Consider the following 25137-nt stretch of genomic DNA (forward strand, 5'->3'; position numbering starts at 1 on the left):
TAACCCTAAGTATAAACACTTGCTCACTCTTGATCCTGATATGGATAAACACCTTGCCCAATTAGTTAATCACCGGACAGATGGTGTCGTTAATGATATGGTATTTATTAAACATCATATAAAAAAAACAGGTATTGCAGATTTAGTGGATATTCATCCTTATAAAGTTCATGATAATCCGCTTTTTATTATCTTTAGTCGAGCAAGTGTGCCTGCAGCCGATGTGGAGTATTTGAACAAGATTATTCAACAGGCTAAGCAAATGGACTTTTATCATGCACTATATGACCAATATACTGTGCCTGGGGCCCGCAAAATTACTCAAGAGCAGGCCCCATTGGAGTATTAACACTTCGATTCTGATTGGTAGCAGGTTTCGATTGCACTGCTGTATTCTTGTTCTAATTCATTTTCATGAGTAACGCATACCGATAAATCTGTTATTAGGCCTGTGTGAAGGCTGTAAATCCATCCGTGAATAGATAGTGTTTGGTCTCGCTGCCAGGCTTTTTGTATGACAGGGGTACGACAAAGATTGTAAACCTGTTCAATGACATTAAGCTCATAAAGTTTGGCAAGCTGATCCTCTTTACTAAAGGTTGTCAGCTTAGTTTGGTGTTTTAGATAAATGTCTCGAATGTGAGCAAGCCAGTAAGCAACCAAGCCATTCTGTATATTATCGTAAGCAGCTTGTACGCCCCCACATCCATAATGTCCACAAATAATGATGTGCTTAATCTTTAAAATATTGACTGCATACTCCACAACAGATAAACAGTTAAGGTCACTTTGTATAACCTGGTTGGCGATGTTTCGGTGAACAAATAGCTGACCAGGTTCCATATCAACTATTTGGTTGGCGGGCACTCGGCTATCAGAGCAGCCAATCCACAATATTTCTGGTGATTGCTGGGCTGATAAGTTGGCAAAAAAATCAGGGCTTTCTTGAGTAACCCTGGCTGCCCATGCTTGGTTCTTATCAAATAAGGGTTTTAACGTTTTCATACATATCCGACTTTGTTGCAAGGAAAGCAACGTACATTACAGTTGCTTATTGCTTTTGGCTTGACCAGTACCTTTTGTTATACGCGTACTCGTGTTCTGGGTTTTTACCTCAGTGATGGTCACTAATGTGAGTGTTCATAGTGGTTGGTCAAATGTATAAAACTTGTGAAGTCATAACCCTGCAATTTGTGTGTTTACTTAGCCCTTAGCAAAGATGATTACTGAGGCTACACAGTCTAACTGATTATGACGTTCGAAAGATGAGTCAGTTTTTTATCAAAAACCTAGTCATGTATCAAGAAATTGCCACGAATCAAAGACAATATCTATCAATATGTTTCACAAAGTAGACGGGTATTTTAAATGGGTGTTCAAGGTGTCCCTCCAACCATCATCATAGAATGCTTAATATGAAGGGTAAAGCAGGTAGTAAGTTTATACCCTTTGGCATAAGGGTATAAACGAGGGAAGTATTTTCTCACCGTGTGCAGTGGCTATTTCTTTTCTGCATTTAATGATTTGATGAGGTCCATTGATATTTTTTGAATTTGGGGGGTTAGCTTTTTTGCTCGTTCTTGCGCTATCTGCATCGACTCTTTAGAAATTGTTGGCATGATGCTAATCGTTTTCTGCCCAACAGGCGTTTGATAAAACTTGGTCATTTCTGTTAATTCGTTTTCATTGTAGTGCTTCATATAAATGTTTACGAAGTCTTGTTTGATTGAACTCCAAGTGAGTTCTGATTGGAGAATGGATGTGATTTGAGCAACATGTTTCTCCACTTTCGCTTTGGTTGCTGGATCTTTCGCATACTGCGTTAACTGAGATGTGAACATCGTTTTGTATTGGCTGAAAAGTGGTTTATACATATTTTCTACTTTCATCACCGTCAGTAACTTTTCTGCTGCGGCTTGATGGCTTGCAGAATCAGCATGTGCGGGTACTTGTAAGCAGAGTACTGTGGCTAACAGTGTAAGCTTTAACGCATTTTTCATTATTGACCTATCTAGTAAGTTGAGTGAGTTGTATTAGGGGTATCATCCCCTACATCAGCAATGAACTATAAGTGATACCGTTGTGATGGGGCTTATATGTTCTAGGGTTAGTCACTTAGTCACCCCTGGGGTTTCGCGGAGATTTTAAAAGTATGATATAACTCATACTTTTTATATCAGACTCTATCTGAGTTATGGACTCATACAACAGCACATTACAGCAATAGATATTGGCTATTAGGAAGCATGATTGTTTGTGGTTCTTTGAAGGGTGCCTGTAAGGGAGTGTGAGGAAAAGTGGTGAATAGGTTAGTAGGAACTATTTAAGTTTTTATGAGCCCAACAGCTCGCAGGTGAACCAGATAACTAACTTGGTTTAGAGTATTTCTTGTCAACTTCAGACCTAACAGTTCAAGACATATGGCGACTAAAAACGCTCGGCATAAACGCAAAAAACAAAACCTAATGATGCGTGTAACGCATTTTATGAAGAGTTTAATGCTAATCTGGGTTTTCTTTTCGGTAATGCTTGTTCTGCTTTTTCGTTGGTTACCTTTACCAACAACATCTTTTATGTTGCAGCAACGGTTATCTGCAGACGCTTCATGTTCATCTATTCGCTATCAGTGGACCCCTTGGCCTAAAACATCTAAGCAACTTGCAATAGCGGTAATAGCGGCAGAAGATCAAAAGTTCGCAACACATTGGGGGCTAGATTTTACTGCGTTGAAAAGTGCTCTACAGACACGTTTAAAGACTGGAAAAATACGAGGTGGTAGTACGATATCACAGCAAGTTGCAAAAAATGTATTTCTTTGGCCTGCTAAAAACATGTTTAGAAAGTCCTTGGAAGTATATTTTACACTTTTAATTGAGCTGTTTTGGTCTAAACAGCGTATTTTGGAAGTTTATTTAAATGTTGCACAGTTTGGTGAGTGTACCTTTGGCGTAGAACAAGCTGCACTACAGTATTATCATATTAAAGCCAGTGAACTCAATGGTTGGCAGGCTGCAAGATTAGCTTCAGTATTACCAAATCCTGTCATTTATCGAGTTGATAGACCGTCAAGCTATGTTGTTAAGCGCAGTAACTGGATTAGACGGCAAGTAAAGCAACTGGGTGGATTTAATTATTTGTCGCAGTTTGTGGCTAAAGGTAAATAAAAAACTGCTAAATTAATTACTTGAGGCCAGCAGGGCAATCGCAAATAACTTACCTTTAAAGCCATTTTTTTAAGTACCTTTGTCTAGCGTTTGCATAACGCCCTTTGAACACGCCGTAAATCCTTCCCTGGAGGCTTGGTTGTCGCCAAACAGTTCGATGTGTATTATTTGACGTACATCGAAATACCACAGGTGCTGGGAGCACCATGAGCAGTAGAGGCTAGTCATCTCTTGTCTTGATAACCCAGCTAGGGCTTTTAATACAACGATTGTTGCTATGGCTAGTCTTAATAGACCGGACTAGCCTCACTAAAAATCCTTCGCTGTGGGTATATTCGTGTGACATTATGTTTTTTTGTGTATTGTTGTGATGTTTATGTTGCTTAACTACTATTTTGTAGTGTGAGTTATCTCATAAATATAGTGTTTTTTTGTTTTATTATTGGTTTGTAACTGGTCAAGGCTTTTTATCATAGAGTAGTATTGACTTCTTACCTCGTGTAACTTTATTTCACTGTATATATTAAATTTTCAATAGGGACTTGAATTTTATGACGCTTATCATTTGCCATTAGCTGTATATGCTGATAACAAGGGATATACAGAGAGTGTGGTGATATTAAGATCTATACGGCATGTTGTTTACGTACAAAAAGCAAGTGTTAAGTGTTGCTGAGTTTAAGTGTTATTAGTATTTTCAGTAGCGTGATAGCATGGTATTGCATGTTTGGAAAGAATGATGCTGTATTGGTTATGCTATTTAATTGATAAGAAAGTGTGTGCATATTTACGGAATGTAAGTGGCAGTCATCATAAATAAGTCATTATTGAAGATACTTTCAGTACGTTTTAATGACGGAGGCTGAATGTTTAAAAAACTCTTTTCATGGTTTAGTGCTAAAACTAGTGAGGATAACACTAGTGATAAGACAAATAATAACAGTCATCTGACTGATCAGCAGGATAAAACTCATCAGGTTCAAGAAAACATTGTGAATAATAAACCAGTTATTCACAAGCCGTCTTCAGAGGATATTCAAGCTGCAGCGGTAGAGGATGAGTCACAAGACAAATCAACGCAGTTTGACTCAATTGGCACTGAGTCAAGTGAACAAGATGAGGACATTAAACAGGTTACAGCAACGCAAGAAAAACGTGAAGAATCTCCAATCGAGCCACAAAAACTGGCTGAAGATGGTGCTTTTGTATTTGCTGCTAACTTAACATTATATACTTCATTGGATGTGCTTCAGCTGCATGGTAAGCACGTTGAAGAACTGCCTGAAGAGTCGACTCAAAAGAAAAATGGAGAGTGGATAAATTCGGTAGATTTTGCACTTCGTTCCGATGAAAATGGCATGTTTAAAAGTGATATTGGCTTTGTCGAGGAATCAGAGTATTTAGCGTTTCTAATAACCTGCCGAGAAATTGTTGAAAGCAATTTAGCGTATGAGAAAAAGCTAGAAGCGTTGAGTGCTAAAATGGATGCAAACCCACTATGGAATAGTTGGGGACAACGAAAGCTTAAAAATAAAGAAGACTGGATTAGCGACTTGATTATTAAAGAAGAAACCAGAGTGATCACAGGTTTATCACTCGCAAATGCAAAAACACTATTTAATCAAGGCTATACATCACTAGATGCAATTGCAACAGCACCTGACGAGGTATTGATCTCTTTGCCAAGAGTGGGCAAGAAAACACTTGAGAATATTCGTCAGGCTGTCTCTTAGCATCGTTTATAGACTAATTTCTGTTTCCAACAACATGTTGATAGCTACCGAAAGGTAGCTTTTTTTTTGGCTGTTAAAAACGGTTCAGACACCACACTCCTTCAGTCCAGATGTTGTGGCCATTTCTCCCTGAAGTTCTTGCTGGATATTTTTTCTAGCTTGCTGTTCCCAACGGGCTTGTAATTCAGGTGTAAGATAAAGGGTTGGGCGTGATATTAAGCTAGAAAGTACTTTGTTTCTTAAGCGTCTGTATAACCACAAGGGTATATAACGATGCTCCATACGCACTTGATGCAGGTATCTCCTATAAAGTGCTTCAGGTGTTGCCAGGATGGCTAGATCTAAATCAAGAAAAAATTGCTCATCTTTACTGTTTGAGCTGGGTTGATGTTGTTCTGTAGCAAGTATCCACTGGCTGATTTGTTTAGTGTGAGCGGCATTCATTCCCAGTAGTGGTAACTCTTTAGTGGCTTGTTTGGCACTTTCTGTTTCGTTTTTCTTACTAAACCTTTTATACACACTATCATGATAAAAGATGGTTAAAATAATGGTTGGTAAGTCATGACACAAGTGAGCAAACCGTTCGGCTAGCGTTATCAAATGTGCCAGGTGGTAGATAGTATGGTAGTGGCGGTGAGGTTGTTGATACTGTGTAATGAGATGGGCAAAAACTTTGTACTGAGTTTGACGGTCACATTCTGCATTTGCAGCATAAAGGGATTGTCGCCAGGAGCCATAAAGTTTACGAATGACTGGATGATGCAGTAACCGAGAAGATGTAGAATCGGTGGGCATATGACTCTCACTTTATTGATAACTATCTATCTTTTTGGATAGTCAGAGTTGGATGGCTATTTTCTATCCCATTGAATTTTAAATAAAAAATTTTGGCATGGTCTTTGTTTACTATTGATTATCTTATCTGTATTTGACTAAACGAGATAACATCCCAATGTGTAGAAAATATGAAGTTGTTCAAGGGCAAAAAGGTGTTCCCATTAAAGCTTGGACCTGTGATGTTGCCTTTGAACAAGCGGCTAAACAACAATTATTAAATATAGCGCAGTTGCCCTTTGTATATAAGTGGTTGGCGGTAATGCCTGATGTGCATCTTGGTAAAGGGGCAACGATAGGCAGTGTGGTGCCTACGGTTGACTGTGTTATCCCGGCAGCGGTTGGGGTGGATATCGGTTGCGGTATGATAGCATGCAAAACGTCCTTAACGGCCAGTGACTTACCTGAACATCTTGGTGCTATTCGAAGTGCAATTGAGCAAGCTGTTCCTCATGGACGATCAGCAAGGGCCAGAAAAGGTCGTGATAAAGGTGCCTGGGGTGAGATTCCTCACGATGTTTCATGTGCATGGCGAACATTAGCCCCAGTCTTTGATCAGCTACAGGAAAAACACACTGTATTAAGGCAAACCAATAATGTGAATCACCTGGGAACCTTAGGCACAGGAAACCACTTTATAGAAGTGTGTCTGGATGAAAAAGACAGTGTTTGGTTTATGTTACATAGTGGTTCTCGAGGTGTCGGTAATCGAATTGGAACCCACTTTATTGAGCTTGCTAAGAAAGAAATGGAGCGTTGGCAAATTCAGTTGCCTGACCGAGATTTAGCTTATTTACCTGAAGGTTCTGAGTTATTTGCGGACTATATGCAAAGTGTTGTGTGGGCTCAAAACTATGCCCGTATTAACCGAGAAGTCATGATGCAGCGTGTGATTCAGGCAGTCCAAAAGGTATTGCATCGAACGTTTGAGGCGCGTGTTGAGGCGGTTAACTGCCACCATAACTATGTGAATCGTGAACATCATTATGGTAATGATGTATGGGTGACTCGCAAAGGTGCTGTGAGTGCCAAGGAAGGACAGTTAGGGATTATTCCAGGAAGCATGGGAGCAAAATCATTTATTGTGCGAGGTAAGGGTAACCCTGAAAGCTTTCATAGCTGCAGTCATGGCGCTGGACGTGTTATGTCACGAACTCAGGCAAAGAAAGTGGTTTCATTGGCAGAGCACTTAGCGGCGACACAAGGTGTGGAGTGTCGTAAAGATGAGGCTGTTATTGATGAAACGCCCGCCGCGTATAAACCTATTGATAAAGTAATGGCTGCACAGTCTGACTTGATAGAAGTCGTTTATACACTAAAACAAATTGTATGTGTAAAAGGTTAGTTTTGATAAAACTAAGTCTTAGCTTTAAGAGAGTTTAGTTGGTGGAAAAAATAAGCGCTTATAACAGCGCTTATTTTTTGTTTTAATTAAATAGGGACGTTATGTTGTTGGGATAGTTAAGGGTTTAACTTTATCGTGAATAAACGACATTATTTGCTGAACACGGTCCGTCGGTTTATTAAAGTTATCATAATCGTCATTATATATTTCTTTTAAATCATTGAGCGTTAAGTATTCTGGTTGATGAATTTCTGCGATTGTGGCATACATGAAATTTTGATTATTTTTCTCAATATATAGTGAGTATATATGGATTGCCAAATTTTCTTTCATTGTTACATGAAAGCTGTTGTATAATGGTGCCAGATCGTTGCTAGATTTTAGTTCGCCAAAGTACATGGGCTGTTTAGTTATTTTCCAGCCAGCAGCTTTTAGAACTGCACCAATAGAGCCGCCACTGAGGATTTTTTTGTGCTCAGTTGTAAAAGAAGAATCAACGTGTTCAGGGTAACGCACAATGGCCAATGTTCTGGTTGTTTTTTTAGTGCCGTGAGTGCTGAATAAACGAGAGACTCTCGTTGATGCTTTTGATTCCAGTACATCTATCCCATAGCTTCCAAACTTTAACTCAATACGTTCACTATTCAGTAGTGGTCGAAGTTTTTTATTATCAACGGTTAAAGGTGTTTGGGATGCAAGAGAATAGCTGGTAAAGATAGTAAGAAACCAAACGAGTAATGTAGAAACCTTTGTTTTAAGGTGATACATAGATACCTCTTGAAGTGTGAAAACAGGCGCGCGAGATAGATTAAACCTAATAGAGCTTGTAAAGCAAATATCTTTACCTTTTTTTGGATGATTAAATTTAATGATTAAAATTATTAAATTTAGTTAATCTTTATGAATGGTATGAGTCTATGTGTTTGTATAGTAATCACTGTTGTTTGAGTTAACTTACTTCTTAAAATGGTTTATTTGAAGGGGGTTTAAAAAACTATCATGACAGTGATTAATGTCTATAGTTTATAATAAGCGAGAACATGGCAGATTTTGAGATTGATATCAGGGTGAAAAGCAACAGACGATTTCGTTACCTCTCCCTATTAGCTTTGTGCTTTGTATGTCCACAAAAGGGGTGGGAGATACCATTGTATTAGCGACGGGGAGTTGGTGTCCTTATATTTGTCCTGATAAGGCAAGTGAAACAGGCTTAAGTGATCAGCCTGGTTTTTTTGTAGAGATTGTTCGTGAAATTTTAAGGGAGCATGGATATCAAGTTAAACTCGCTGTCGTCCCATGGTCAAGAGCTATTCGTGGTGTTCAAAATGGTATTTATGATGGTTTGCTTGGAACTGTGCCGGCAACGTTACCGGATTTGATTTTTCCTGAAAAAGGGCAGTCCTATTATCATATGTGTTTTTTTACAAGACTTGATTCTACTTGGCAGTACGAGGGTATTAAGTCTTTAGCAAATCTACGTTTGGGTGTAATACAAGATTATGACTATGATAATGGGGGGGAGTTAGATCAATATATTCAACAAGAAAGCAATGGTTACTTGGTTTCGTCTATTTCGGGTGAAGATATTCAAGCTATGATTAGGAATATTGATAGGTTACTTAAGAAGCGAGTTGATGTGATCTTAGATGGTCGCGAAGTTATAAATTATTATCTAAAAAATAAAGAAAAAGAAGTTAGAGAAGCTGGTTGTATCTCTAAAGATGAAATGTATGTTGCTTTTTCCCCTGAGAATGACAAAGCAAAAGAGTATGCTGAGATTTTGAGCAATGGAATGGATAGTTTGAGGGCAAGTGGTAAGTTGGAAAAAATATTAGAAAAATATGGGGCTCAAGATTGGCAATAAATCTAATTATACTTTCCTTTATAAAAATCATTCCAAAGCTGCTGGTATTGGCCAGTTGACTTTAACTCTTTAAGTCCTTCATTAAATATTTTCAAAAATGATTTTTTTTGTTCAATTTTTTTTGAAAATATTAAATGGTAATTCCAACGTTCATATGGTTTGGTATGGGTGATTTCATCTTGATATTCGGTATTAAGCTGAGAATGGATGATATGTAATCCGACATCTTTATTTTCATCCAATGCTTCAAATCGCTTAGCTATAAGCATGCGGAATGTTGATATTTTATCGGTTCCAGTGACGAAGTTTATAAATTTTGCTTGCTCAGCTTTGACAAGTAGTTTAGCTTTGGCGGATTCCATAGGTATACCAATGTGTAATCCTTTTAGTTGATAAAGTTTATCAGGATCACCTTGCCAGATAATGGGGGTATCTTTTAAGTGAAATAGAACCAGCTCGCCAGTATAAACAATATCTGAAAAGTAACAGTCATTAAGCCGCTCTTTTGTTTTGCCCCATAAAGCTGAAGCATGCCATTTTCCAGATTGAACGTACAAATATGATCGTTTCCAAGGGTAAAAACCATATTTAATATTGATATTCTTAGCTGAAAAAATTGTTGTCAATATGTGAGGGACAACTCCATAATGGGGAAGCTCTTTGCTGATGAAAGGGAGCCACTCACCAATTGCAATACTGATTTCTTCTTTTGCTGCCACGTTGAGTGACAAAAAAGTTGAAAAAAATATAGCTAAAATAATATGAATCTTCATTTATACCCTTTACGAATTACTTAGGGTCTGTTACCGGCACTCTACACTCCATAGTTATTAATATAAGCTACTAGGACTTTTCACTTGATGGTTCAGCTAGTACTAGTACTAGTACCTTTTGCTGCTATTGCTAGACTTAATATAGCTGGTTTATCTCACTAAAAACCCTTCGTTATAGATATATTTAATAGTGTTATTACACATAAAATACTGTGTAGGAAATTGACATAATGGAGAGGACCTAGGCATACCATCAAATGGTAGTTTTTAGTCAGTATTGTTTTAATGATATGGAGTGCGCTATGGATAGCTTAGTATGAGTTTGCTGAAAATGGCAAATAGTCGATTATTGTAACGGGATTATATGTAGGCGGATGACTGGACACATGCGCTATGTGTAGTATGATCGTGAAAAAACAAGTGGTTAAAGGATTAGCAAATGATCAAGAAATCAATTCTAATATGCTTACTGGTATTGGGGTACACCATAGCGGGTGTAACGATGGCAGACTGTACAACCCCTACTTCGAGTGGTGTTCGCCTTATCGTCGTTTTTAATGACCAAGTACATCCCGGAAAGAAACAGTTGGAGGATGCATATACTGATGAGTTAAGTAAGGTGAGCGTACTGAATCCATTTTATGTTATTCGACGTTTTCAAGAGAAGGGACTTATTATCTGTACAGAGCCTACAGATGAAGCACATTTAAAACAAATGATGCAAGGGGTTGAGCAATTAGCTGTCATTGACTATGTAGAAGTGGACCAACGGATGCAGCCTAGAAAACCATAAGGCATTCTGAAGTGATTTTAACACATAGCCTGCATGCGCAGGCCTATGCTGTTGACTGAAGAATGTTATTCAATAAGTTGTTAAAAGTTTGTAGTGCTATAAGTAATGGGTGGGGCACTTACTGCGCAATAGGAATGGTAAAGTAGAAAATAGTGCCTCCCTCAGGGTTATTCTCAAAACCTAATTTTCCACCATGAGAAGACATAATGGATTCACACACGGATAAGCCTATGCCCATACCAGTAGACTTGGTGGTAAAGAAGGGGGTAAATAGATTTTCGGCTACTTCCGGTGATAATCCATGGCCACGATCAATCACGATTACTTTGACAAACTGCTCACTGATTTTTTCTGTTGAAATATGAACACCTTCTTCTTGGGTGTCTAATCCTTTCATTGCTTCCATAGCGTTACGCAACAAGTTAAGTGCAACTTGTTGAATTTGTACTGGGTCTGCGGCTATTGGTGGAATCTCTTCGCCTGGGCAAAAGTGTATTTGGATAGTGTTATTGCGTGCGTCCACTTCTGCGAGTTTTACAACATCACTAATCAGCTTGTTGCAATCAACTTGTTCTATACAGTGTTCAGGCTTTTTAACGAAGCTTCGGATACGAGCAATAATTTCACCAGCACGGCGAGCTTGAGTTGCGATTTTTTCTAGTGCATCAGTGAGAATTTCTGAATCAACGTTATCTCGTTTTAAAATACGTGTACAAACTTGTGAGTAATTTGATATTGCTGTGAGTGGCTGGTTGACTTCATGGGCAAACCCTGCAGCCATTTCACCCATGGTGCTCAAACGAGAGACATGAGTTAATCGATCCTGTTGTTCTTGCAGCTCTGATAATGCTTGCTGGAGTGCTTGCTCACTGCGTTTACGCTCAGTGATGTCTTTAAATACAATGACAGCACCTGTAGTATGACCACTTTCAATAATCGGTGTGCAGGAGTAGTCAACAGCAAAGCAATGCCCTTGCTGATGCCAAAAAATACTATCCTCCACTTGTTGTGGTTGCCCATGATTTAGCACATGCCACAGTGGTGTTTCATCAAAGTCACAGGGTGTCATATCAGCATAACTATGCAGTATAAGCGGGTGAAAATTTTGACCAATTAATTGCTCTTCATTCCAACCTGTCAGTTGTGTAGCTGCATGGTTAACAAAAGTAATATGAGCTTGCTGATCAACGCCAATAACACCCTCTGTCATAGAAGCCAGAATACGCTCATTATCCGCCTCAAGTTGTCGATTACGTTTAGCGAGTGCTTGTTCAAGCTGATGGATTTTCAGTTGGCTTTCAACCCGGGCAATAACTTCTTCTGATTGAAAGGGTTTGGAGATAAAGTCCGTGGCACCTAACTTGAGTCCCTTAACTTTGTCTTTGGTTTCATCCAGTGATGAAAGGAAAATAATAGCAATATCCTGAGTCAAAGGGTCCGCTTTGAGAATTTGGCAGACTTCATAACCATCTATCCCTGGCATGATAATATCCAGCAATATTAAGGCTGGTTTTTCTTGTTGAGCAATTTTAAGAGCACTTTCGCCATTTTTAGCAATTAGCAGCTTATAACCACGGCCATTTAACGTTTGTAATAGCACATGCAGGTTGGCGGGATTGTCGTCAACCAGCAAAATTCGGTCATTCTCGGCATTCTTGTTATTTGCTTGGTTTTGCTCAACAGAGTTCATGGATACTGCCGTTCCTGTGTACGTTTAAACCTGAAGTTGTACTGTAGTTAATGGGTCTTTCATAAGCTGAACACGTCACTTAGCGCTCTGTGAACAGTACTCGAACCTTCAATTTGTTATTTATTTGTGGCTTGGCTCCCTCAGCGTTTCATTGATAGATGTTACAACTTGAGACTTGTATCAAATAAAGCAGGTTGTTGAATACCTAATAGCCAATATGCCGTCCTTAAAACCGAGTAGTACGGAATTTAATGTTTGCAGCTTAACGAATAATACTTAGGAGAAGAGGGATCTGTATTCGCTGAGCTATCATTTAAACGTGGTTATTATGATTGATTTTGCAGAAAATAACATTTTTCGCGTCATCCCTTAAGAGGTGAATGTAAAAAAATACTCATTTTTAGCGTTTAGAGTTGAAGGGTAAGCACTGCAAACCTGTTTTTTGCAATACCCTAGTCACTATTAAATGAACATCTGTGGTATTTCGCTCTTATGGTATTTCGATGTACGCCAGTGGTAGATAAAGACTGGATAACGCCCGTCGAACTGTTTACTGCAAGGATGGGCAACCAAGCCGCTAGGGAAGGATTCACAGTGTGTTCAAAGCTTAGACGGTAACAGAAAATGTTAGCTCAAACCGAGTAGGTTTAGCTCGGTTGATGACAAGATTGCCATCCAGTTGTTCGCTCAAGTGCTGGATAAGCAGAAGGCCTAATGATGAGGATGCCTCAATGTCAAAACTTTCTGGAATGCCAATGCCATCATCAGTGACGGATAGCTGGTATTGGTCATTCCCCATCTCTTTAAAGCAAATTTGAATGGTGCCTTCGAGATTGTCTGGAAATGCATGTTTAATCGCATTTGAGCAGAGTTCGTTAATGATCAGCCCCAATGGAATACTGATATCAATAGGAAGCTGGGTATTGATAATATCCATTTCGACATTAATGCGTAAAGCATCGAGGGAGTAAGAGTAGCAAAGGTTATCCACTAAGTTTGGAATGACATCATATATGTCCACACTGGAGAAATCTCGGGACTCATAAAGGGTTTGATGGATGAGGGCCATTGAGCGAACACGGTTTTGGCTTTCTGTCAGTATTTCCAGCGCCTTGCCATCAAAAACCTGATCAGACTGCATGCCTAATAAGCTATCGATAATTTGTAAGTTATTTTTTACACGATGGTGGACTTCTGCCAAGAGTACGTCTTTTTCATGCAACGCACTTCGTAGCCGGCCTTCTTGGGCTTTACGCTCTGTAATATCCACAATGGAAGCGAGTATGCTCATTCCTGATTTCGTCTTTATAGGCGTGAGCCCAATTTCTACAGGGAATTCAGTCCCATTTTTATGTAGCCCGTAAAGATCTCTACCATGTCCCATAGCACGAGCTTTTGGTGAGTATAAGTAGTTCGTACGCAGTTCAGGATGGAGCTTTCTAAAGCGATCAGGTACCAGAATTTCAATAGGTTGCCTAATAAGCTCAGATCGAGCATAGCCGAATAAAGTCTCTGTGGTGGTGTTTACCATGATAATGGCACCATCGCTGTTTACCATCACCATGCCGTTGGGAGAGGCTTCAACGGCTAGTGAGACCATTTCTTCAGCATGATGGCGCTCTGTAATATCGATGACGGAGGCAAGGACAAGGAGACCATGGGTGGTTTCTATAGGGTTTAAACCGATTTCTACAGGAAACTCATGACCTGACTTATGCAGTCCAAAAAGTTCGCGACCTTGTCCCATGGCCCTAGCTTTAGGATGTTTCAGATACTCTTCACGCAATACAGGGTGTCGTCCACGAAAGCGCTGTGGGACGAGCTTATCAAGCTCCTGCCCTATAAGCTCATCTCGTGCATAACCAAACATGGATTCTGTTGCGGAATTGACCAGTACAATCATTCCCGCGTCGTCAACCATGATCATGCCGTTAGGTGATGCTTCAACAGCCAAGTGCATCATTTCTTCAGCATGTTTCTGTTTTCTGATATCAACAATAGCCGCTAATACATACGTGTCATCATCGGTTTTTATTGGGTTTAAACCAATTTCGATAGGAATTTCTTTGCCACTTTTGTGCAAACCAAATAAATTCAGTCCCAATCCCATTGGCCGAGACTTAGGGTCTTTAAAGTAGTTTTGAAATAGCTGAGGGTGATTTTGTTTAAGGCGTTCTGGTATTAGGATATCGATAGGTTGATCAATAAGTTCTTCTCGGCGGTAGCCAAATAAGGCTTCAGTTGTTTTATTAACCAGTAAAATATGGCCTTGTTTATTGGTGAGAATCATGCCATTTGGAGATGCTTCAACTGCAAGGTGTACCATGTCTTTGGTTTTTATCGAACTTTCCATATTCTACCAATAGAGGAGAGAATGAATGACCGTTAACAACTATAGTATAAATATTACAATTTAATGCGCTTTATCAATAAAACAGAAATTATTGATGCATTATGGAAGAATTTTATAGGGATATTAATGTGGTGGAAGTTGTTTCAGCGGTTCAAAGTTACCACTTTTAGCCGCTGAAATTAAGTATTCCTCAGTATCATGCGCACTCATGGGGATGCAAAAGTAATATCCTTGTAATTCATCACAATGAATATTTTTCAAGTAATTATATTGCGCTAATGTTTCAACGCCCTCAGCGATCACCTTTAAATGTAGTTGGTGACCTAAAGCAATAATTGCAGAAACAATTGCGCAATCATCTTCTTGCTTGGGGATATCTTTGACAAATATTTGATCTATTTTTAAACGTTGTATGGGTAATTGCTTTAGTGATCCCATACAAGAGTAACCAGTACCAAAGTCATCTATTGAAATAGTAATGCCTAACCCATTTATTTTTTTTAATGTTAGCAGACATATATCATCATCTTGTAAACAGGACTCGGTTACTTCCAGTTCAAGGCAGTCTGGAGGCAGATGATATTTTTCAAGTAGATCACTAATAAACTGGGGAAGTTTTCCATCAGTGAGTTGGCGAATTGATATATTGACGGCTATACGAAGTAATGGTATTCCTCGATCAATCCACTCTCTTAATTGGCGGCATGTTTCTGTTAAGACCCAGTTGCCTACACTGATAATTAAGTGACTTGACTCTGCTATAGGAATGATTTCAGAGGCTGGCATTAAACCGTGTTTTTCTGTTTGCCAGCGAATGAGGGACTCCAAACCAATAAATTTTCCTGTTTTGGTGTCAACTTGAGGTTGATAAAAGAGTTTAAATTCATTTTGTTGTAGGGCTTTTCTTAGTTCATTTTCTCGAGTTAAGTAATGAACAGCATATTCGGTCATTTCTGGTGAGTAGAAAGAATAATTATTACGGCCTTTTTCTTTTGCTGCATACATGGCTGTATCAGCCATTTGAATCAGTGAATTTTGTTTATTAGAATCTTTTGGGTAAAGGCTTATACCAATACTACAACTTGGGATTATTTCTGTATTACTTAATAGCATGGGTTCAGTGAGTGTTTTCAGAATCTTTTTAGATAGAGTAGCTGCGTCTTCTTCTTTGGGTAAGTTAGACATAATAACGATAAACTCATCGCCACCTAGTCGACCAACTGTGTCAGAATCACGTAAGACTGATTTTAAGCGTTTTGCCACAGCGCGTAACATGTTATCGCCGACTTGATGGCCAAGGGTATCGTTGATTCTTTTAAAGTGATCTAAATCAATAAAAAGAAGTGCCAGTTTTTGTTTATATCGTTTACTCCGTTTAAGCTCCTGCTCAAGACGATTCATGAGTAAGGTGCGATTGGGTAAATCAGTTAAGCCATCAAAGTAAGCAATGTAAGAAAGTTTTTCTTGAGCCTCACGCATGGCAGAAATGTCAGAAATAACAACAATGAACTTCGAAATCGAGCCGTTAGCATGGGTTACGGTGGAAATATTAACCCACATATAAACCAACTGGTCATTATGTCTAAATGTTTTAATCTCTCCCTGCCAATATCGTTCTTGAGAAACGTGTTGCCAAATCATTTGGTAACGTGTATCACCAAGATTATCTTTTGACAGTATAGGTAGCTCTTTATCAATTAAGTCTTCTTGATCAAAGCCTGTAATAGTGGTGAAGGCATTGTTGATACTATCTACTTTTTTTGAGGTACTCAGAATTGCAATCCCTTCTGCCGTACTTTGAAATACGATAGCGGCACTACTCAGTTGCTCCTCTGTTTCTTTTAGTTGCGTAATATCCTGTATAACACCAACCACTTGAATTTCATCTGAGCCTTCAATAAAAAATGATTTTCCATAAAGCTTGAACCATCTCAAGTGAGATAAAGTCTCGATTACGCGAAACTCAAACTCCATACGTTGTTCATGCTGCTGTCGTAGCAGGTTAATACTCTTGAGGACTTTACTTTTATCTTCTTTATGAATTTTTTCCAGTAACTCGTTCCAGCTTTCAACTGGAGATAAGACACCTTGGGTATTTTTGGTAAAGTAAACTTCACAAATGTTGGGGTTGGTTTCCCATGTAGCCAAGTTGGCTGCTTCTAAAGCAAGTCTTAAGTGTGTTTCACTTTTTCTCAATGAATGATCTGATTTAAAACGGTCAATCGCCACCTGAATAGCTACGTGTAACTCTCTTTCTGAAAAAGGTTTAAGGAGATAGCCATAGGGTTTAGTTTCACTTGCACGGGCTATTGTTTTTTCTTCTGAATAAGCCGTTAGATAAATGACAGGAATGTGATAGCGTTTTTGCAAAACAGTAGCGAGTTCAATACCATCGGTATCTCCCTGAATATGAATATCCATTAAGACTAAGTCAGGCAGCGTTTTAATGATAAGTCGTTCAGCATGTACTGCACTTGAAGCCATGCCTGTAACATGATAACCCAGACGTAGCAAGCGCCTTTTTATATCCAGAGCAACCACTTTTTCATCTTCAACGACAAGAATATTTGCAGTATTCATAAAGGCGCAACCCTCGACCTACTAATGTTGAAAATAAGCATAATCAGCTGCCTAATTTTCATTGTATAAGTGGTTTAAACAATAACGCCCTTGTCGCTAGAACATGTTATTTTAGCCATTGCTAGCGGTAGCATTAACTTATATTTGAATTATAGTTCATACCTTAATAGAGCAAGGAACTGTCTGTCTTATATGCTGGATTATGTCGTTTTTATATTTGGTGGTATTTCACAGGAGTGTGATTAGACAATGTAAGACGTTTTAAGAACAGCATTTTTTATGTAATATTTTTTTCGCAAACTTATTGTGAGTTTATGTGCTGACATAAAAGTAAGAAGCTCTTCACCCCAGCCCCTTATTAATATAAGCTCCTGAGTCTTATTGCTTGATCGTTGTGCATAACAACTGACATGGTGGGTATATGAAGACTTTCTGACAGGAAAGTGTTCATTTACTGCTAGAGGGTAACGTGTATAGGAGTTAGCAGAAAAACAACATGAAAGTTCTGGTAATTGGTGGTTCAGGCCAAACTGGACACCGCTTGTGTGAAATATTACGTCAAAAAGATATTGAATTTTTGGCGCCTTCCAGAAGTGAACTGGATATTGCTAATGCACAAGCACTTCATGATATTTTGAATGAGTTTCAACCCTCAATGGTTGTTAATTGTGCTGGTTACAGGAGCTTAAGTCGCGCTGAGCAAGAGCCTTCCCGCTGTTTTGCGATTAACCGGGACGCTGTTGCAGCCTTAGCTGACCTGTGCCATGCAATGGGCATGGTACTTATACACTTGTCATCGTATTTGGTTTTTGATGGTTGTAAGTCTGATCCCTATACCGAAGAAGACGAGCCAAACCCTCAAGGTGTGCTGGCCTGCAGTATTTGGCAGGGAGAACAACAAATACGTGACCGTTGTCCTCGACATATTATTCTACGCGTCGGCTGGGTTATTAGCGCTCGTCGAGAGAATATGGTTAATCGTACATTAACAGCATTGCGATTACATAAACCAATAAAGGTTGCCAGTGATAAGCTAGGGAATCCAACGCCTGCTGAAAATGTTGCCAAAGTGTTTATGACTATCCTTTACCAACTGGATTGTGATGCGCAGGTGTTTGGTACCTATCATTATGCAGGTGTAGAAGCCGTATCAGAGAGTAAGTTTAATGAGGTAATTTATAATGAAGCGTCTCAGTTTGAAGACTTACCGATTAACTGTATAAATGTTGTTGAGACGGAGCAACTAGAACGACTTCGCGCACGTCGTAATGACCGGTTAGCTAATCGTAAAATTTTGCGGACCTTTGGTATCCATGCTAAACCCTGGCGAACCGGGTTGGTTAGGATAATGAAAAAATTGTATGAGCGGAATAGTGAAGCCTAACGTGTTGGTTTGTCTGTCGTTTAAATAGGGCAGACAAACCAGCATTGATTAAATGATTAGTAGGAGAGTGGAAGGTTAAAACTTATAACCTACACCTAGCATGTAAACCCAAGGGTCAATATCAACATCAACTTTAGATTTTGATCCACCAAATCTAAATTCTGCAGTGGTATCAATATCCAGGTACCACAATGCACCATTAACAACCCATTTATCATTGATTTGATAGTCAAGACCAACCTCTGCAGCCCAACCCCAGGAGTCATCTAAATCTAAGCTACTAAACCCTTGATTTTTCCGGGAAGAACTAAATTCTTCATCAAAAAATGTTGTGTAGTTAATACCTGCACCGACATAGGGCTGAAAAGCACTTGTTGGTTGATTGAAATAATATTGTAAAGTGACGGTAGGTGGCAGGTGTTTCATATCTGCGAGGGTTCCATCACCTAAACCCAGTACACTTTTCTTTAAGCTTAAGGTGTGCTCAAAGGGGGTGGCGGCTAACAAGCCTATTCCCCAGTGATCTGCAAGCATGTAGGTAAACGTTAAACCTAACTGTGTATTGCTGTCAGCACCAACTTCCATTCCTGTATTTGCCCCAGCAACAAACACTGAACCACTATCCTCGTTAGGGTCAACTGTTGCGGCACCTGCACGTAGGATGAAATCACCCGCTTTGTGGGCAGAGGCTAGCGAAGGTAATAGAGAAAGACTGACGCTGGTTAACGTGATAAGAGCGAGAGGAGCTAACTTCATAGGAGTTGCCTTTTAGTGTGTTCACAGGTTGTTATTAGCCGCAATAACTCTCGACAAAAGGCGCTGTACAGGGATGAGAGTAATTACATAAATAGCAGCAGAAAATTACGTTTATTAATGAATATACTTTATTGAATCGCAGGCTTTATCCATACTGCTGCTTTTGTTGTATATCACCCTTGGCCCTTCCTCATGATGGCACCAAGTGACGAAAGGTAAACGACTTATGACTTATACTTCAGGATTCGTATTGTAAAAATAAATTGTTAATAAAAGTTGATTTGACGCAATAGACATAAAGTTTGATAGGTTGGTTAAGTAGTGGTGCGTGAGTATCGTTAAATTAATTGAGAATCGTTATCATTTATGGTAAACATGCTCTCTACAAACGAGTCCTTCTTCAAGGTCACTCACTGTTGTATAGGTTGTGAAGCATGACATGTAAAAAAAGGCGTAATCAAATCGTCACTGGATTAATAGTCAGTACCGTTGGTTTTTTTATGAATCATTTTGTCTTGGCTGATGATTTAGGCCAAGCTTTTGAATCCTTGAAGAAGACCCATACGTCTGGTGTAAAAACTCAGCAACATATTGATAAAACGGATGATCAAACTCAGCAGATGTTGCAGTCTTATCGGCAAGTGGTTGCTGAGCAGCAGAGCCTGTCACTTTACAATAAACAACTAAAACTGCTGACGGATTCGCAACAGCAAAAAATAAGTGAGTTGTCAGTCCAGATTGAGAGTATAGAAGAAACCCAGCGGTCCATTCTTCCCCTTATGCAGCAAATGCTCCAGGGACTGAAGCAGTTTGTGGCCATGGATATTCCTTTTTTAAAGGCTGAGCGCCAGGCAAGACTGGATAAGCTCGAGAGGCTATTGGTGAATAGTGAGGTCAGTGTTGCTGAAAAATACCGACAGTTGTTGGAAGCTTTTCAAATTGAAATTGAATATGGCAACACCATTGAAACTTATGAAAGTCAGTTAGTCGCCAATGAAAGTCAATCTGGACCTATGGAAAAAGTTGAGGACGCTCAATGGGTACAGTTTTTCCGATTGGGACGTTTAGGGTTGTACTACATGACACCTGATGGCAGTGAATTAGGCATGTGGAATAACCAACAGCGCCACTGGCAAACCCTTGATCAGCAGTATTTATCTGAATTACAGCATGCCATACGCTTGGCGCATCAGCAGCAAGCACCTCAATTGTTATCGTTGCCTGTCAGTACTTTAACACATGTTGCCAATAAGCAAGATGCTGTCAGCACACAATAAAAGACAGAGTGAAGGTAGTGGCAGGAGAAAGAAGAGAAATATGAAGTACCTATTATTAGTGTTGATGGCGGGGTTGGGATGTACGGGACTGGCAGCTGATCAGCAAGTGCCAGAGACACCTCAACAGCTATTACAACAAATTTTGCAGCAACAGCAGCAGCAACAAACTATTAATCTGCAACGTGAAACGGCTTTTTTAAAGGCTAAGGCTCAGCAGGCCAAATTATTAGCAGAAGCTAAGGCCGCACTGGCTCAAACTCAGGCTGAAAATGAAAAACTTCAGCAAACATTTGATGAGCAAGCAGAATCATTAATATCGCTTAAGAAAACATTAAAGCAACGCAGTGGCCATTTGGGTGAGTTATTTGGACAGGTGCGTCAGTTAGCTAATGATGTTCAAACTACACTGCAACAGTCGTTAATTACTGCCCAGTACCCAAAGCGTATTACACAATTACGCCCATTATCTGAAACAAAACAGTTGCCAACAACTCAACAACTACGACAGTTATGGTATGAGCTGCAGCGGGAAATGACTGCTGCAGGTGAAGTAACCTCTTTCACGGTACCAGTGATTAGTGAGGGTGGACGGACAGAAACAAAAGAGGTCACTCGTGTCGGCTCATTCAATGTGGTAACGCCTCAGGGTTATTTGCGTTATTTACCCGATGGCCCTTTGCAAATGTTAGCGAGCCAGCCTTCTAGTGGGACATTGGCCCAAATGAATGATTGGTTAAAGTCGAAGGATGCAATAGCTCCTTTAACGATTGACCCTACCCAGGGTGATGTACTGAATATTCTACAACAGCAGCCAACCTGGGTAGAACGCTGGCAGCAAGGTGGTGTAGTCGGCATGATTATTGGTGTTTTAGGTACCATTGGTATGCTGTTAGGTATAGGCCGACTGTTGCAACTCATGATGATTCAACAGAAGGTTAAGCAGCAGCTTGCTCAGCCTGCAGCGCCTCACCAGAATAACCCTTTAGGTCGAGTGCTAGCGGTTTATCATCAACAACAAACAAAAAGTCTTGATCAATTAGAGCTTTGTTTGGATGAAGCGATTATGCATGAAGTGCCAAAATTAGAGCGGTGGCAAGGTACGGTTAAGTTGCTGGCGGGTGTTGCTCCATTAATGGGGTTGTTGGGTACAGTGACGGGGATGATTGTTACCTTTCAAACAATCACTCTTTTTGGGACGGGTGATCCCAAGTTAATGGCTGCGGGAATTTCCCAAGCATTAATCACAACAGTATTAGGCTTGATAGCCGCTATTCCGTTGTTGTTCTTACACACAGCCATTTCTTCACGCAGTAAAGCGTTAATTCAGATTCTGGATAAACAAGCCGCAGGATTATTAGCACAGCAATTTATCCAGGATCACTCTGTAGTCACAACACAGCGTGTAGCCTGATGGAAACGGTAGGGTGGCATATCTCTGTTTTTTTACAGCAGGGCGGATGGGTTCTTTGGCTGATTGCTAGTGTTTGCCTGGTGTTGTGGGTGCTAATTCTTGAGCGCTTGTTGTATTTTTTTGGGCAACGTAGGCAAGATGCTCAGTCCTTTTTAGCGTTAGGGGCTGCTTTTCGTCAGCAAAATCCAAGTTTAGAGGAGCCTGCTTATAACCGTTTATGGCAGTGGTATAAGGCCCATCTTTTAAATCAGTATCAGCAGCTACTGGAACAAGGTCAGCGTTATATCAAACTATTGGTGGTGATATGTCCATTATTAGGGTTGTTGGGAACAGTAACGGGCATGATTCAGGTTTTTGAGGCGCTCATGGTGGCTGGAAATATGCGAGCAATGGCCAATGGGGTGGCGAGTGCCACTATGCCAACAATGGCCGGAATGGTTGTTGCGCTGTCAGGTATTTATTTTCGTGCGCTTATACAGCAGCGAACCCGAATTTATCTTCATGAATTAGCAGATCAGTTATGAGCCAGTATAAGTTATGAGAGTGAATAGGCATGTAAGCAGTGACGCCGATGAGTCGGGGATTGATTTGACACCCATGCTGGATGTGGTGTTTATCATGCTGATTTTTTTTATTGTGACTAGCTCATTTGTCCGGGAGTCGGGGGTGACGATCAGTCGTCCAGAAGCACAGACTGCTCAAACTCAACCTGTTGGCGCTATTTTGGTGGCCATTAAGCCAGGAGGTGATATCTGGATTGATAAACGACAGGTTGATATTAGGCGTGTACGTGCGCACATTGAGCGACTTAAAGCAGAAATACCTGAAGCAAGTGCTGTTATTCAAGCCGACCGTGAGGCACGAACAGGCATACTGATTAACGTGATGGACCAGATTAAGCTGGCTGGTATTTCGCAAATTGCAGTGGCAACAGTACAACCATGATGAGTACATACACCACTTATCAAGTTGGTAACAACGACAAGTGTCGTAATGTAAGGCGAAACAACAGCGTATGGTTACGCTCTAGCCTTGCTTTTGGTGGTGCAGTGGGTATATCTCTGGCGCTTTTTTTATTAATGAGTCATCTGACAAAAGCACCTAAGCCTGAGTCAATATCCTTTTCTCCCAGTGTATCGTTCTTACGAATGATGGTTGATTCTCCTATTGCTGAATCACCTGAACCTCTGCCTGATACATCTCCACTTCCTGCAGTGGATCAGCCTCCAGAGCTGCCCAATCCAATAGCTGAGTCCACATTAAAGTCTGTTACAGAGATTTCCTCACCAAAGGTTGAAACGCCTAAACTGGATTTACCTGAAATTACACCTGCTGTATCAGGAAATGTACTTGCAGGTGTTCAGGCCAGGTCTGCACCTATACAGAAACAGCAAGTCCAGCCAGTCACTTCACCTTCTGCCGTTGCAACTAATCTCACAGCAACTGATCGTATTGCGAGTCCTTCAGTGGCAATCGGTGATTTGTCCATAGGGCAGGAAGTTATGGTGCTCCACAAAGCCACTCCGCAATACCCCAGGCGTGCCTTGCAGCGGCGTCAGGAGGGGTGGGTAAAAATTCGTTTTGATGTGACTGCTCAAGGACGAGCCACCAATTTACAGGTGGTTGAGGCTAAACCACAAGGGATGTTTGATCGCTCTGCACTGGAATCTTTACAGCATTGGCGCTTTAAACCCAAGCAGGTAAATGGCAAAGCGGTTATGCGCTATAACATGATTCAAGTGATCGAATATAAGCTTTAGGGAGAGGCGATGAAAAAAACACTTGCTGTCGTACTCTTGAGTTTTGGGTGTCTCTTTGCTGCCGAAGCTACCTATGCAAAAGGACCTGCGCTACCACCTGCATTATATCGTCAAATTGAAACTATTCAGCAGTTGCAGCATAACCAACAGTGGCAGGTTGCTGCTAATAAAATTACTGCACTTGAAAAGCAGCTTAAACCTCAAAGTTATGGCTATTCATTGGTTACTCAGTTAGGCATACATAATGCTTTGCAACGGGGAAAAACTGATTTAGCCATCATCAGATTACGAAAAGTATTATCAGTTAAAAAATTACCCACAAATACGCTAGATGATTTAACAGTGACATTTGGGCAACTTTTAGTTCAACAAGGTCAGGCAAAAGAGGCTGTAAAGAGGCTACAACCCTGGTCTCAGCGAGTGAAACAAAAAGCCACTGATAAAGTTGCAACAGGCCTTATGACACTCGGTTATGCGTATTATCAACTTGGAAACTACACGGCGGTTATTCAACCCGTTAAGCGTGCAGTAGCACTCTATACAAAACCTCCTCATAGTGCTTATCAATTACTGTTATCGGCCTATATGCAAACTAAGCGTTATATGGCGGCACAAAAGCTCTTGCAACAAAGGCTGATTATTATTTATCCAACACAGGCAAACTACTGGCGACAATTAAGCTTTGTGAGTTATCAGCTGCAAGACATGGCCACGGCAGTAGCAACATTAGAGCTTGGGATAAAAAAAGGAATTTTGCAGCAAGCAAAAGATGTAAAACAGTTGGTTTCTTTATATTTACAACAAAAAAACCCATATCAAGCAGCGACGCTTCAGACTAAGTATTTAAAACAAGGTCTTTTGACAGGCACACGGCAAGATTATCAGTTACTGACAAATGCATGGTTGCAAGCTCGAGAGCGAAAGAAAGCCGTTCATGTTTTGGAAAACTATTTGGCTGCAACACCTGATACAGAATTTTATAAAATGCTGGTGCAGTTGTATTATGAAATGCAGCAGTGGAATCGCATTGAACAAATACACTCAACCGTATTTAAGCATTTGAAGAGTGATAAAGATCAAGGAATGCATTTGATTATTGTTGGTATGGCTGCTATTGAGTCAGAGCACTTTGATAAGGCTGAAAGCTATTTTCAACAAGCGTTGAAATACAGTCACTCAGAAAAAACAGCCCGCCAGTGGTTGGGCTATTTACAGCAACGAATTAAGTTCAGCCAGTCATAAATGTTAACAATAAGCTGAAGTGGTACTTTGTTGCTATTTTCTAAAGCACCTTTGTAACGTCTGCATAACGGCCTTCGAACACGCCGTGAATCCTTCCTTGGGAGCCGCTGTTTGTTAAGATAGTTGCCGCATCCTTGCGGCAAGTTCGATGTGCATTATCCAGCCGTTGCCTACCACT

General features: G+C 40.1%; 22 protein-coding genes. 13 read left to right on the forward strand and 9 right to left on the reverse strand.

Annotated elements, in window-relative coordinates; translation table 11 throughout:
* On the forward strand, window positions 1-349 hold a 349-nt coding region (locus tag KCG35_RS17735), incomplete at its 5' end, for a transporter substrate-binding domain-containing protein (protein WP_215821136.1).
* On the opposite strand, the gene can is transcribed toward KCG35_RS17735, so the two are convergent.
* The gene (gene can, locus KCG35_RS17740) at window positions 346-1005 is read right to left on the reverse strand and encodes a carbonate dehydratase (protein WP_215821137.1); all 660 of its coding nucleotides are present in this window, start codon (window positions 1003-1005) and stop codon (window positions 346-348) included. The genes KCG35_RS17735 and can overlap by 4 nt on opposite strands.
* A 494-nt stretch (window positions 1006-1499) precedes the next feature.
* Window positions 1500-2000, reverse strand: coding sequence for a DUF2059 domain-containing protein (locus KCG35_RS17745; protein ID WP_215821138.1), 501 nt, complete (start codon window positions 1998-2000; stop codon window positions 1500-1502).
* Window positions 2001-2420: 420 nt separating this feature from the next.
* Here KCG35_RS17745 and mtgA point away from each other — a divergent pair, with 420 nt between their 5' ends.
* Window positions 2421-3164, forward strand: a complete 744-nt coding sequence (gene mtgA, locus KCG35_RS17750) for a monofunctional biosynthetic peptidoglycan transglycosylase (protein ID WP_230409234.1) — start codon at window positions 2421-2423, stop codon at window positions 3162-3164.
* 866 nt (window positions 3165-4030) lie between these two features.
* Window positions 4031-4897 (forward strand): helix-hairpin-helix domain-containing protein, encoded by an 867-nt coding sequence (locus tag KCG35_RS17755; RefSeq protein ID WP_215821139.1) that lies wholly within the window; start codon window positions 4031-4033, stop codon window positions 4895-4897.
* Between the two features lie 84 nt (window positions 4898-4981).
* Here the strand turns inward: KCG35_RS17755 and KCG35_RS17760 are convergent, their stop codons facing one another.
* Window positions 4982-5692 (reverse strand): HD domain-containing protein, encoded by a 711-nt coding sequence (locus KCG35_RS17760; RefSeq protein ID WP_215821140.1) that lies wholly within the window; start codon window positions 5690-5692, stop codon window positions 4982-4984.
* Between the two features lie 157 nt (window positions 5693-5849).
* Between KCG35_RS17760 and KCG35_RS17765 the strand changes: the two genes are divergently transcribed.
* Entirely contained in the window at window positions 5850-7076 is a 1227-nt protein-coding gene (locus KCG35_RS17765; protein WP_215821141.1) for an RtcB family protein, read from the forward strand.
* A gap of 99 nt (window positions 7077-7175) precedes the next feature.
* Here the strand turns inward: KCG35_RS17765 and KCG35_RS17770 are convergent, their stop codons facing one another.
* The gene (locus KCG35_RS17770; protein WP_215821142.1) at window positions 7176-7844 is read right to left on the reverse strand and encodes a hypothetical protein; all 669 of its coding nucleotides are present in this window, start codon (window positions 7842-7844) and stop codon (window positions 7176-7178) included.
* A gap of 352 nt (window positions 7845-8196) precedes the next feature.
* On the opposite strand from KCG35_RS17770, the gene KCG35_RS17775 reads away from it, so the two are divergent.
* Window positions 8197-8940, forward strand: a complete 744-nt coding sequence (locus tag KCG35_RS17775; RefSeq protein WP_215821143.1) for a substrate-binding periplasmic protein — start codon at window positions 8197-8199, stop codon at window positions 8938-8940.
* 2 nt (window positions 8941-8942) lie between these two features.
* Here the strand turns inward: KCG35_RS17775 and KCG35_RS17780 are convergent, their stop codons facing one another.
* The gene (locus tag KCG35_RS17780) at window positions 8943-9713 is read right to left on the reverse strand and encodes a substrate-binding periplasmic protein (RefSeq protein ID WP_215821144.1); all 771 of its coding nucleotides are present in this window, start codon (window positions 9711-9713) and stop codon (window positions 8943-8945) included.
* Window positions 9714-10152: 439 nt separating this feature from the next.
* Here KCG35_RS17780 and KCG35_RS17785 point away from each other — a divergent pair, with 439 nt between their 5' ends.
* On the forward strand, window positions 10153-10506 hold the full coding sequence (locus KCG35_RS17785; RefSeq protein WP_215821145.1) for a hypothetical protein: 354 nt from the start codon (window positions 10153-10155) through the stop codon (window positions 10504-10506).
* Between the two features lie 118 nt (window positions 10507-10624).
* Here KCG35_RS17785 and KCG35_RS17790 read toward each other — a convergent pair whose 3' ends face one another.
* The 3 genes from KCG35_RS17790 to KCG35_RS17800 all read right to left on the reverse strand — a co-directional run bounded on the left by KCG35_RS17790 (window position 10625) and on the right by KCG35_RS17800 (window position 17129).
* Window positions 10625-12196 carry an ATP-binding response regulator gene (locus KCG35_RS17790; protein ID WP_215821146.1) on the reverse strand — a complete coding sequence of 524 codons (1572 nt, stop codon included), beginning with the start codon at window positions 12194-12196 and terminating at the stop codon, window positions 10625-10627.
* 607 nt (window positions 12197-12803) lie between these two features.
* Window positions 12804-14549, reverse strand: coding sequence for a PAS domain S-box protein (locus KCG35_RS17795; protein WP_215821147.1), 1746 nt, complete (start codon window positions 14547-14549; stop codon window positions 12804-12806).
* 123 nt (window positions 14550-14672) lie between these two features.
* Window positions 14673-17129, reverse strand: a complete 2457-nt coding sequence (locus tag KCG35_RS17800; protein ID WP_215821148.1) for an EAL domain-containing protein — start codon at window positions 17127-17129, stop codon at window positions 14673-14675.
* 496 nt (window positions 17130-17625) lie between these two features.
* On the opposite strand from KCG35_RS17800, the gene KCG35_RS17805 reads away from it, so the two are divergent.
* Entirely contained in the window at window positions 17626-18513 is an 888-nt protein-coding gene (locus KCG35_RS17805) for an SDR family oxidoreductase (RefSeq protein ID WP_215821149.1), read from the forward strand.
* A 75-nt stretch (window positions 18514-18588) separates the two neighbouring features.
* Here the strand turns inward: KCG35_RS17805 and KCG35_RS17810 are convergent, their stop codons facing one another.
* Window positions 18589-19269, reverse strand: a complete 681-nt coding sequence (locus tag KCG35_RS17810) for an OmpW family outer membrane protein (RefSeq protein ID WP_215821150.1) — start codon at window positions 19267-19269, stop codon at window positions 18589-18591.
* Between the two features lie 434 nt (window positions 19270-19703).
* On the opposite strand from KCG35_RS17810, the gene KCG35_RS17815 reads away from it, so the two are divergent.
* The 6 genes from KCG35_RS17815 to KCG35_RS17840 are packed head-to-tail and all read left to right on the forward strand — an operon-like array spanning window position 19704 to window position 24959.
* Window positions 19704-20546 carry a DUF3450 domain-containing protein gene (locus tag KCG35_RS17815; RefSeq protein WP_215821151.1) on the forward strand — a complete coding sequence of 281 codons (843 nt, stop codon included), beginning with the start codon at window positions 19704-19706 and terminating at the stop codon, window positions 20544-20546.
* Between the two features lie 40 nt (window positions 20547-20586).
* On the forward strand, window positions 20587-21957 hold the full coding sequence (locus KCG35_RS17820; protein WP_215821152.1) for a MotA/TolQ/ExbB proton channel family protein: 1371 nt from the start codon (window positions 20587-20589) through the stop codon (window positions 21955-21957).
* The gene (locus KCG35_RS17825) at window positions 21957-22481 is read left to right on the forward strand and encodes a MotA/TolQ/ExbB proton channel family protein (RefSeq protein WP_215821153.1); all 525 of its coding nucleotides are present in this window, start codon (window positions 21957-21959) and stop codon (window positions 22479-22481) included. Before KCG35_RS17820 ends, KCG35_RS17825 begins: the two co-directional genes overlap by 1 nt.
* Window positions 22482-22494: 13 nt before the next feature.
* Window positions 22495-22902, forward strand: coding sequence for an ExbD/TolR family protein (locus tag KCG35_RS17830; RefSeq protein ID WP_215821154.1), 408 nt, complete (start codon window positions 22495-22497; stop codon window positions 22900-22902).
* Window positions 22899-23717 carry an energy transducer TonB gene (locus tag KCG35_RS17835; RefSeq protein ID WP_215821155.1) on the forward strand — a complete coding sequence of 273 codons (819 nt, stop codon included), beginning with the start codon at window positions 22899-22901 and terminating at the stop codon, window positions 23715-23717. The genes KCG35_RS17830 and KCG35_RS17835 overlap by 4 nt, the downstream gene beginning before the upstream one ends.
* 9 nt (window positions 23718-23726) lie before the next feature.
* Window positions 23727-24959, forward strand: a complete 1233-nt coding sequence (locus KCG35_RS17840) for a tetratricopeptide repeat protein (protein ID WP_215821156.1) — start codon at window positions 23727-23729, stop codon at window positions 24957-24959.
* Window positions 24960-25137 lie beyond the last annotated feature (178 nt).

This window comes from Zooshikella harenae, assembly GCF_018837975.1.
GTDB lineage: Bacteria > Pseudomonadota > Gammaproteobacteria > Pseudomonadales > Zooshikellaceae > Zooshikella > Zooshikella harenae.

Coding starts and splice junctions, on each gene's coding strand:
- KCG35_RS17765 (WP_215821141.1), top strand. CDS start 5,850: ATGTGTAGAAAATATGAAGTTGTTCAAGGGCAAAAAGGTGTTCCCATT.
- KCG35_RS17825 (WP_215821153.1), top strand. CDS start 21,957: ATGGAAACGGTAGGGTGGCATATCTCTGTTTTTTTACAGCAGGGCGGA.
- can (WP_215821137.1), bottom strand. CDS start 1,005: ATGAAAACGTTAAAACCCTTATTTGATAAGAACCAAGCATGGGCAGCC.
- KCG35_RS17775 (WP_215821143.1), top strand. CDS start 8,197: ATGTCCACAAAAGGGGTGGGAGATACCATTGTATTAGCGACGGGGAGT.
- KCG35_RS17820 (WP_215821152.1), top strand. CDS start 20,587: ATGAAGTACCTATTATTAGTGTTGATGGCGGGGTTGGGATGTACGGGA.
- KCG35_RS17745 (WP_215821138.1), bottom strand. CDS start 2,000: ATGAAAAATGCGTTAAAGCTTACACTGTTAGCCACAGTACTCTGCTTA.
- KCG35_RS17785 (WP_215821145.1), top strand. CDS start 10,153: ATGATCAAGAAATCAATTCTAATATGCTTACTGGTATTGGGGTACACC.
- KCG35_RS17760 (WP_215821140.1), bottom strand. CDS start 5,692: ATGCCCACCGATTCTACATCTTCTCGGTTACTGCATCATCCAGTCATT.
- KCG35_RS17805 (WP_215821149.1), top strand. CDS start 17,626: ATGAAAGTTCTGGTAATTGGTGGTTCAGGCCAAACTGGACACCGCTTG.
- mtgA (WP_230409234.1), top strand. CDS start 2,421: ATGGCGACTAAAAACGCTCGGCATAAACGCAAAAAACAAAACCTAATG.
- KCG35_RS17800 (WP_215821148.1), bottom strand. CDS start 17,129: ATGAATACTGCAAATATTCTTGTCGTTGAAGATGAAAAAGTGGTTGCT.
- KCG35_RS17795 (WP_215821147.1), bottom strand. CDS start 14,549: ATGGAAAGTTCGATAAAAACCAAAGACATGGTACACCTTGCAGTTGAA.
- KCG35_RS17755 (WP_215821139.1), top strand. CDS start 4,031: ATGTTTAAAAAACTCTTTTCATGGTTTAGTGCTAAAACTAGTGAGGAT.
- KCG35_RS17840 (WP_215821156.1), top strand. CDS start 23,727: ATGAAAAAAACACTTGCTGTCGTACTCTTGAGTTTTGGGTGTCTCTTT.
- KCG35_RS17770 (WP_215821142.1), bottom strand. CDS start 7,844: ATGTATCACCTTAAAACAAAGGTTTCTACATTACTCGTTTGGTTTCTT.
- KCG35_RS17810 (WP_215821150.1), bottom strand. CDS start 19,269: ATGAAGTTAGCTCCTCTCGCTCTTATCACGTTAACCAGCGTCAGTCTT.
- KCG35_RS17835 (WP_215821155.1), top strand. CDS start 22,899: ATGATGAGTACATACACCACTTATCAAGTTGGTAACAACGACAAGTGT.
- KCG35_RS17815 (WP_215821151.1), top strand. CDS start 19,704: ATGACATGTAAAAAAAGGCGTAATCAAATCGTCACTGGATTAATAGTC.
- KCG35_RS17830 (WP_215821154.1), top strand. CDS start 22,495: ATGAGAGTGAATAGGCATGTAAGCAGTGACGCCGATGAGTCGGGGATT.
- KCG35_RS17780 (WP_215821144.1), bottom strand. CDS start 9,713: ATGAAGATTCATATTATTTTAGCTATATTTTTTTCAACTTTTTTGTCA.
- KCG35_RS17790 (WP_215821146.1), bottom strand. CDS start 12,196: ATGAACTCTGTTGAGCAAAACCAAGCAAATAACAAGAATGCCGAGAAT.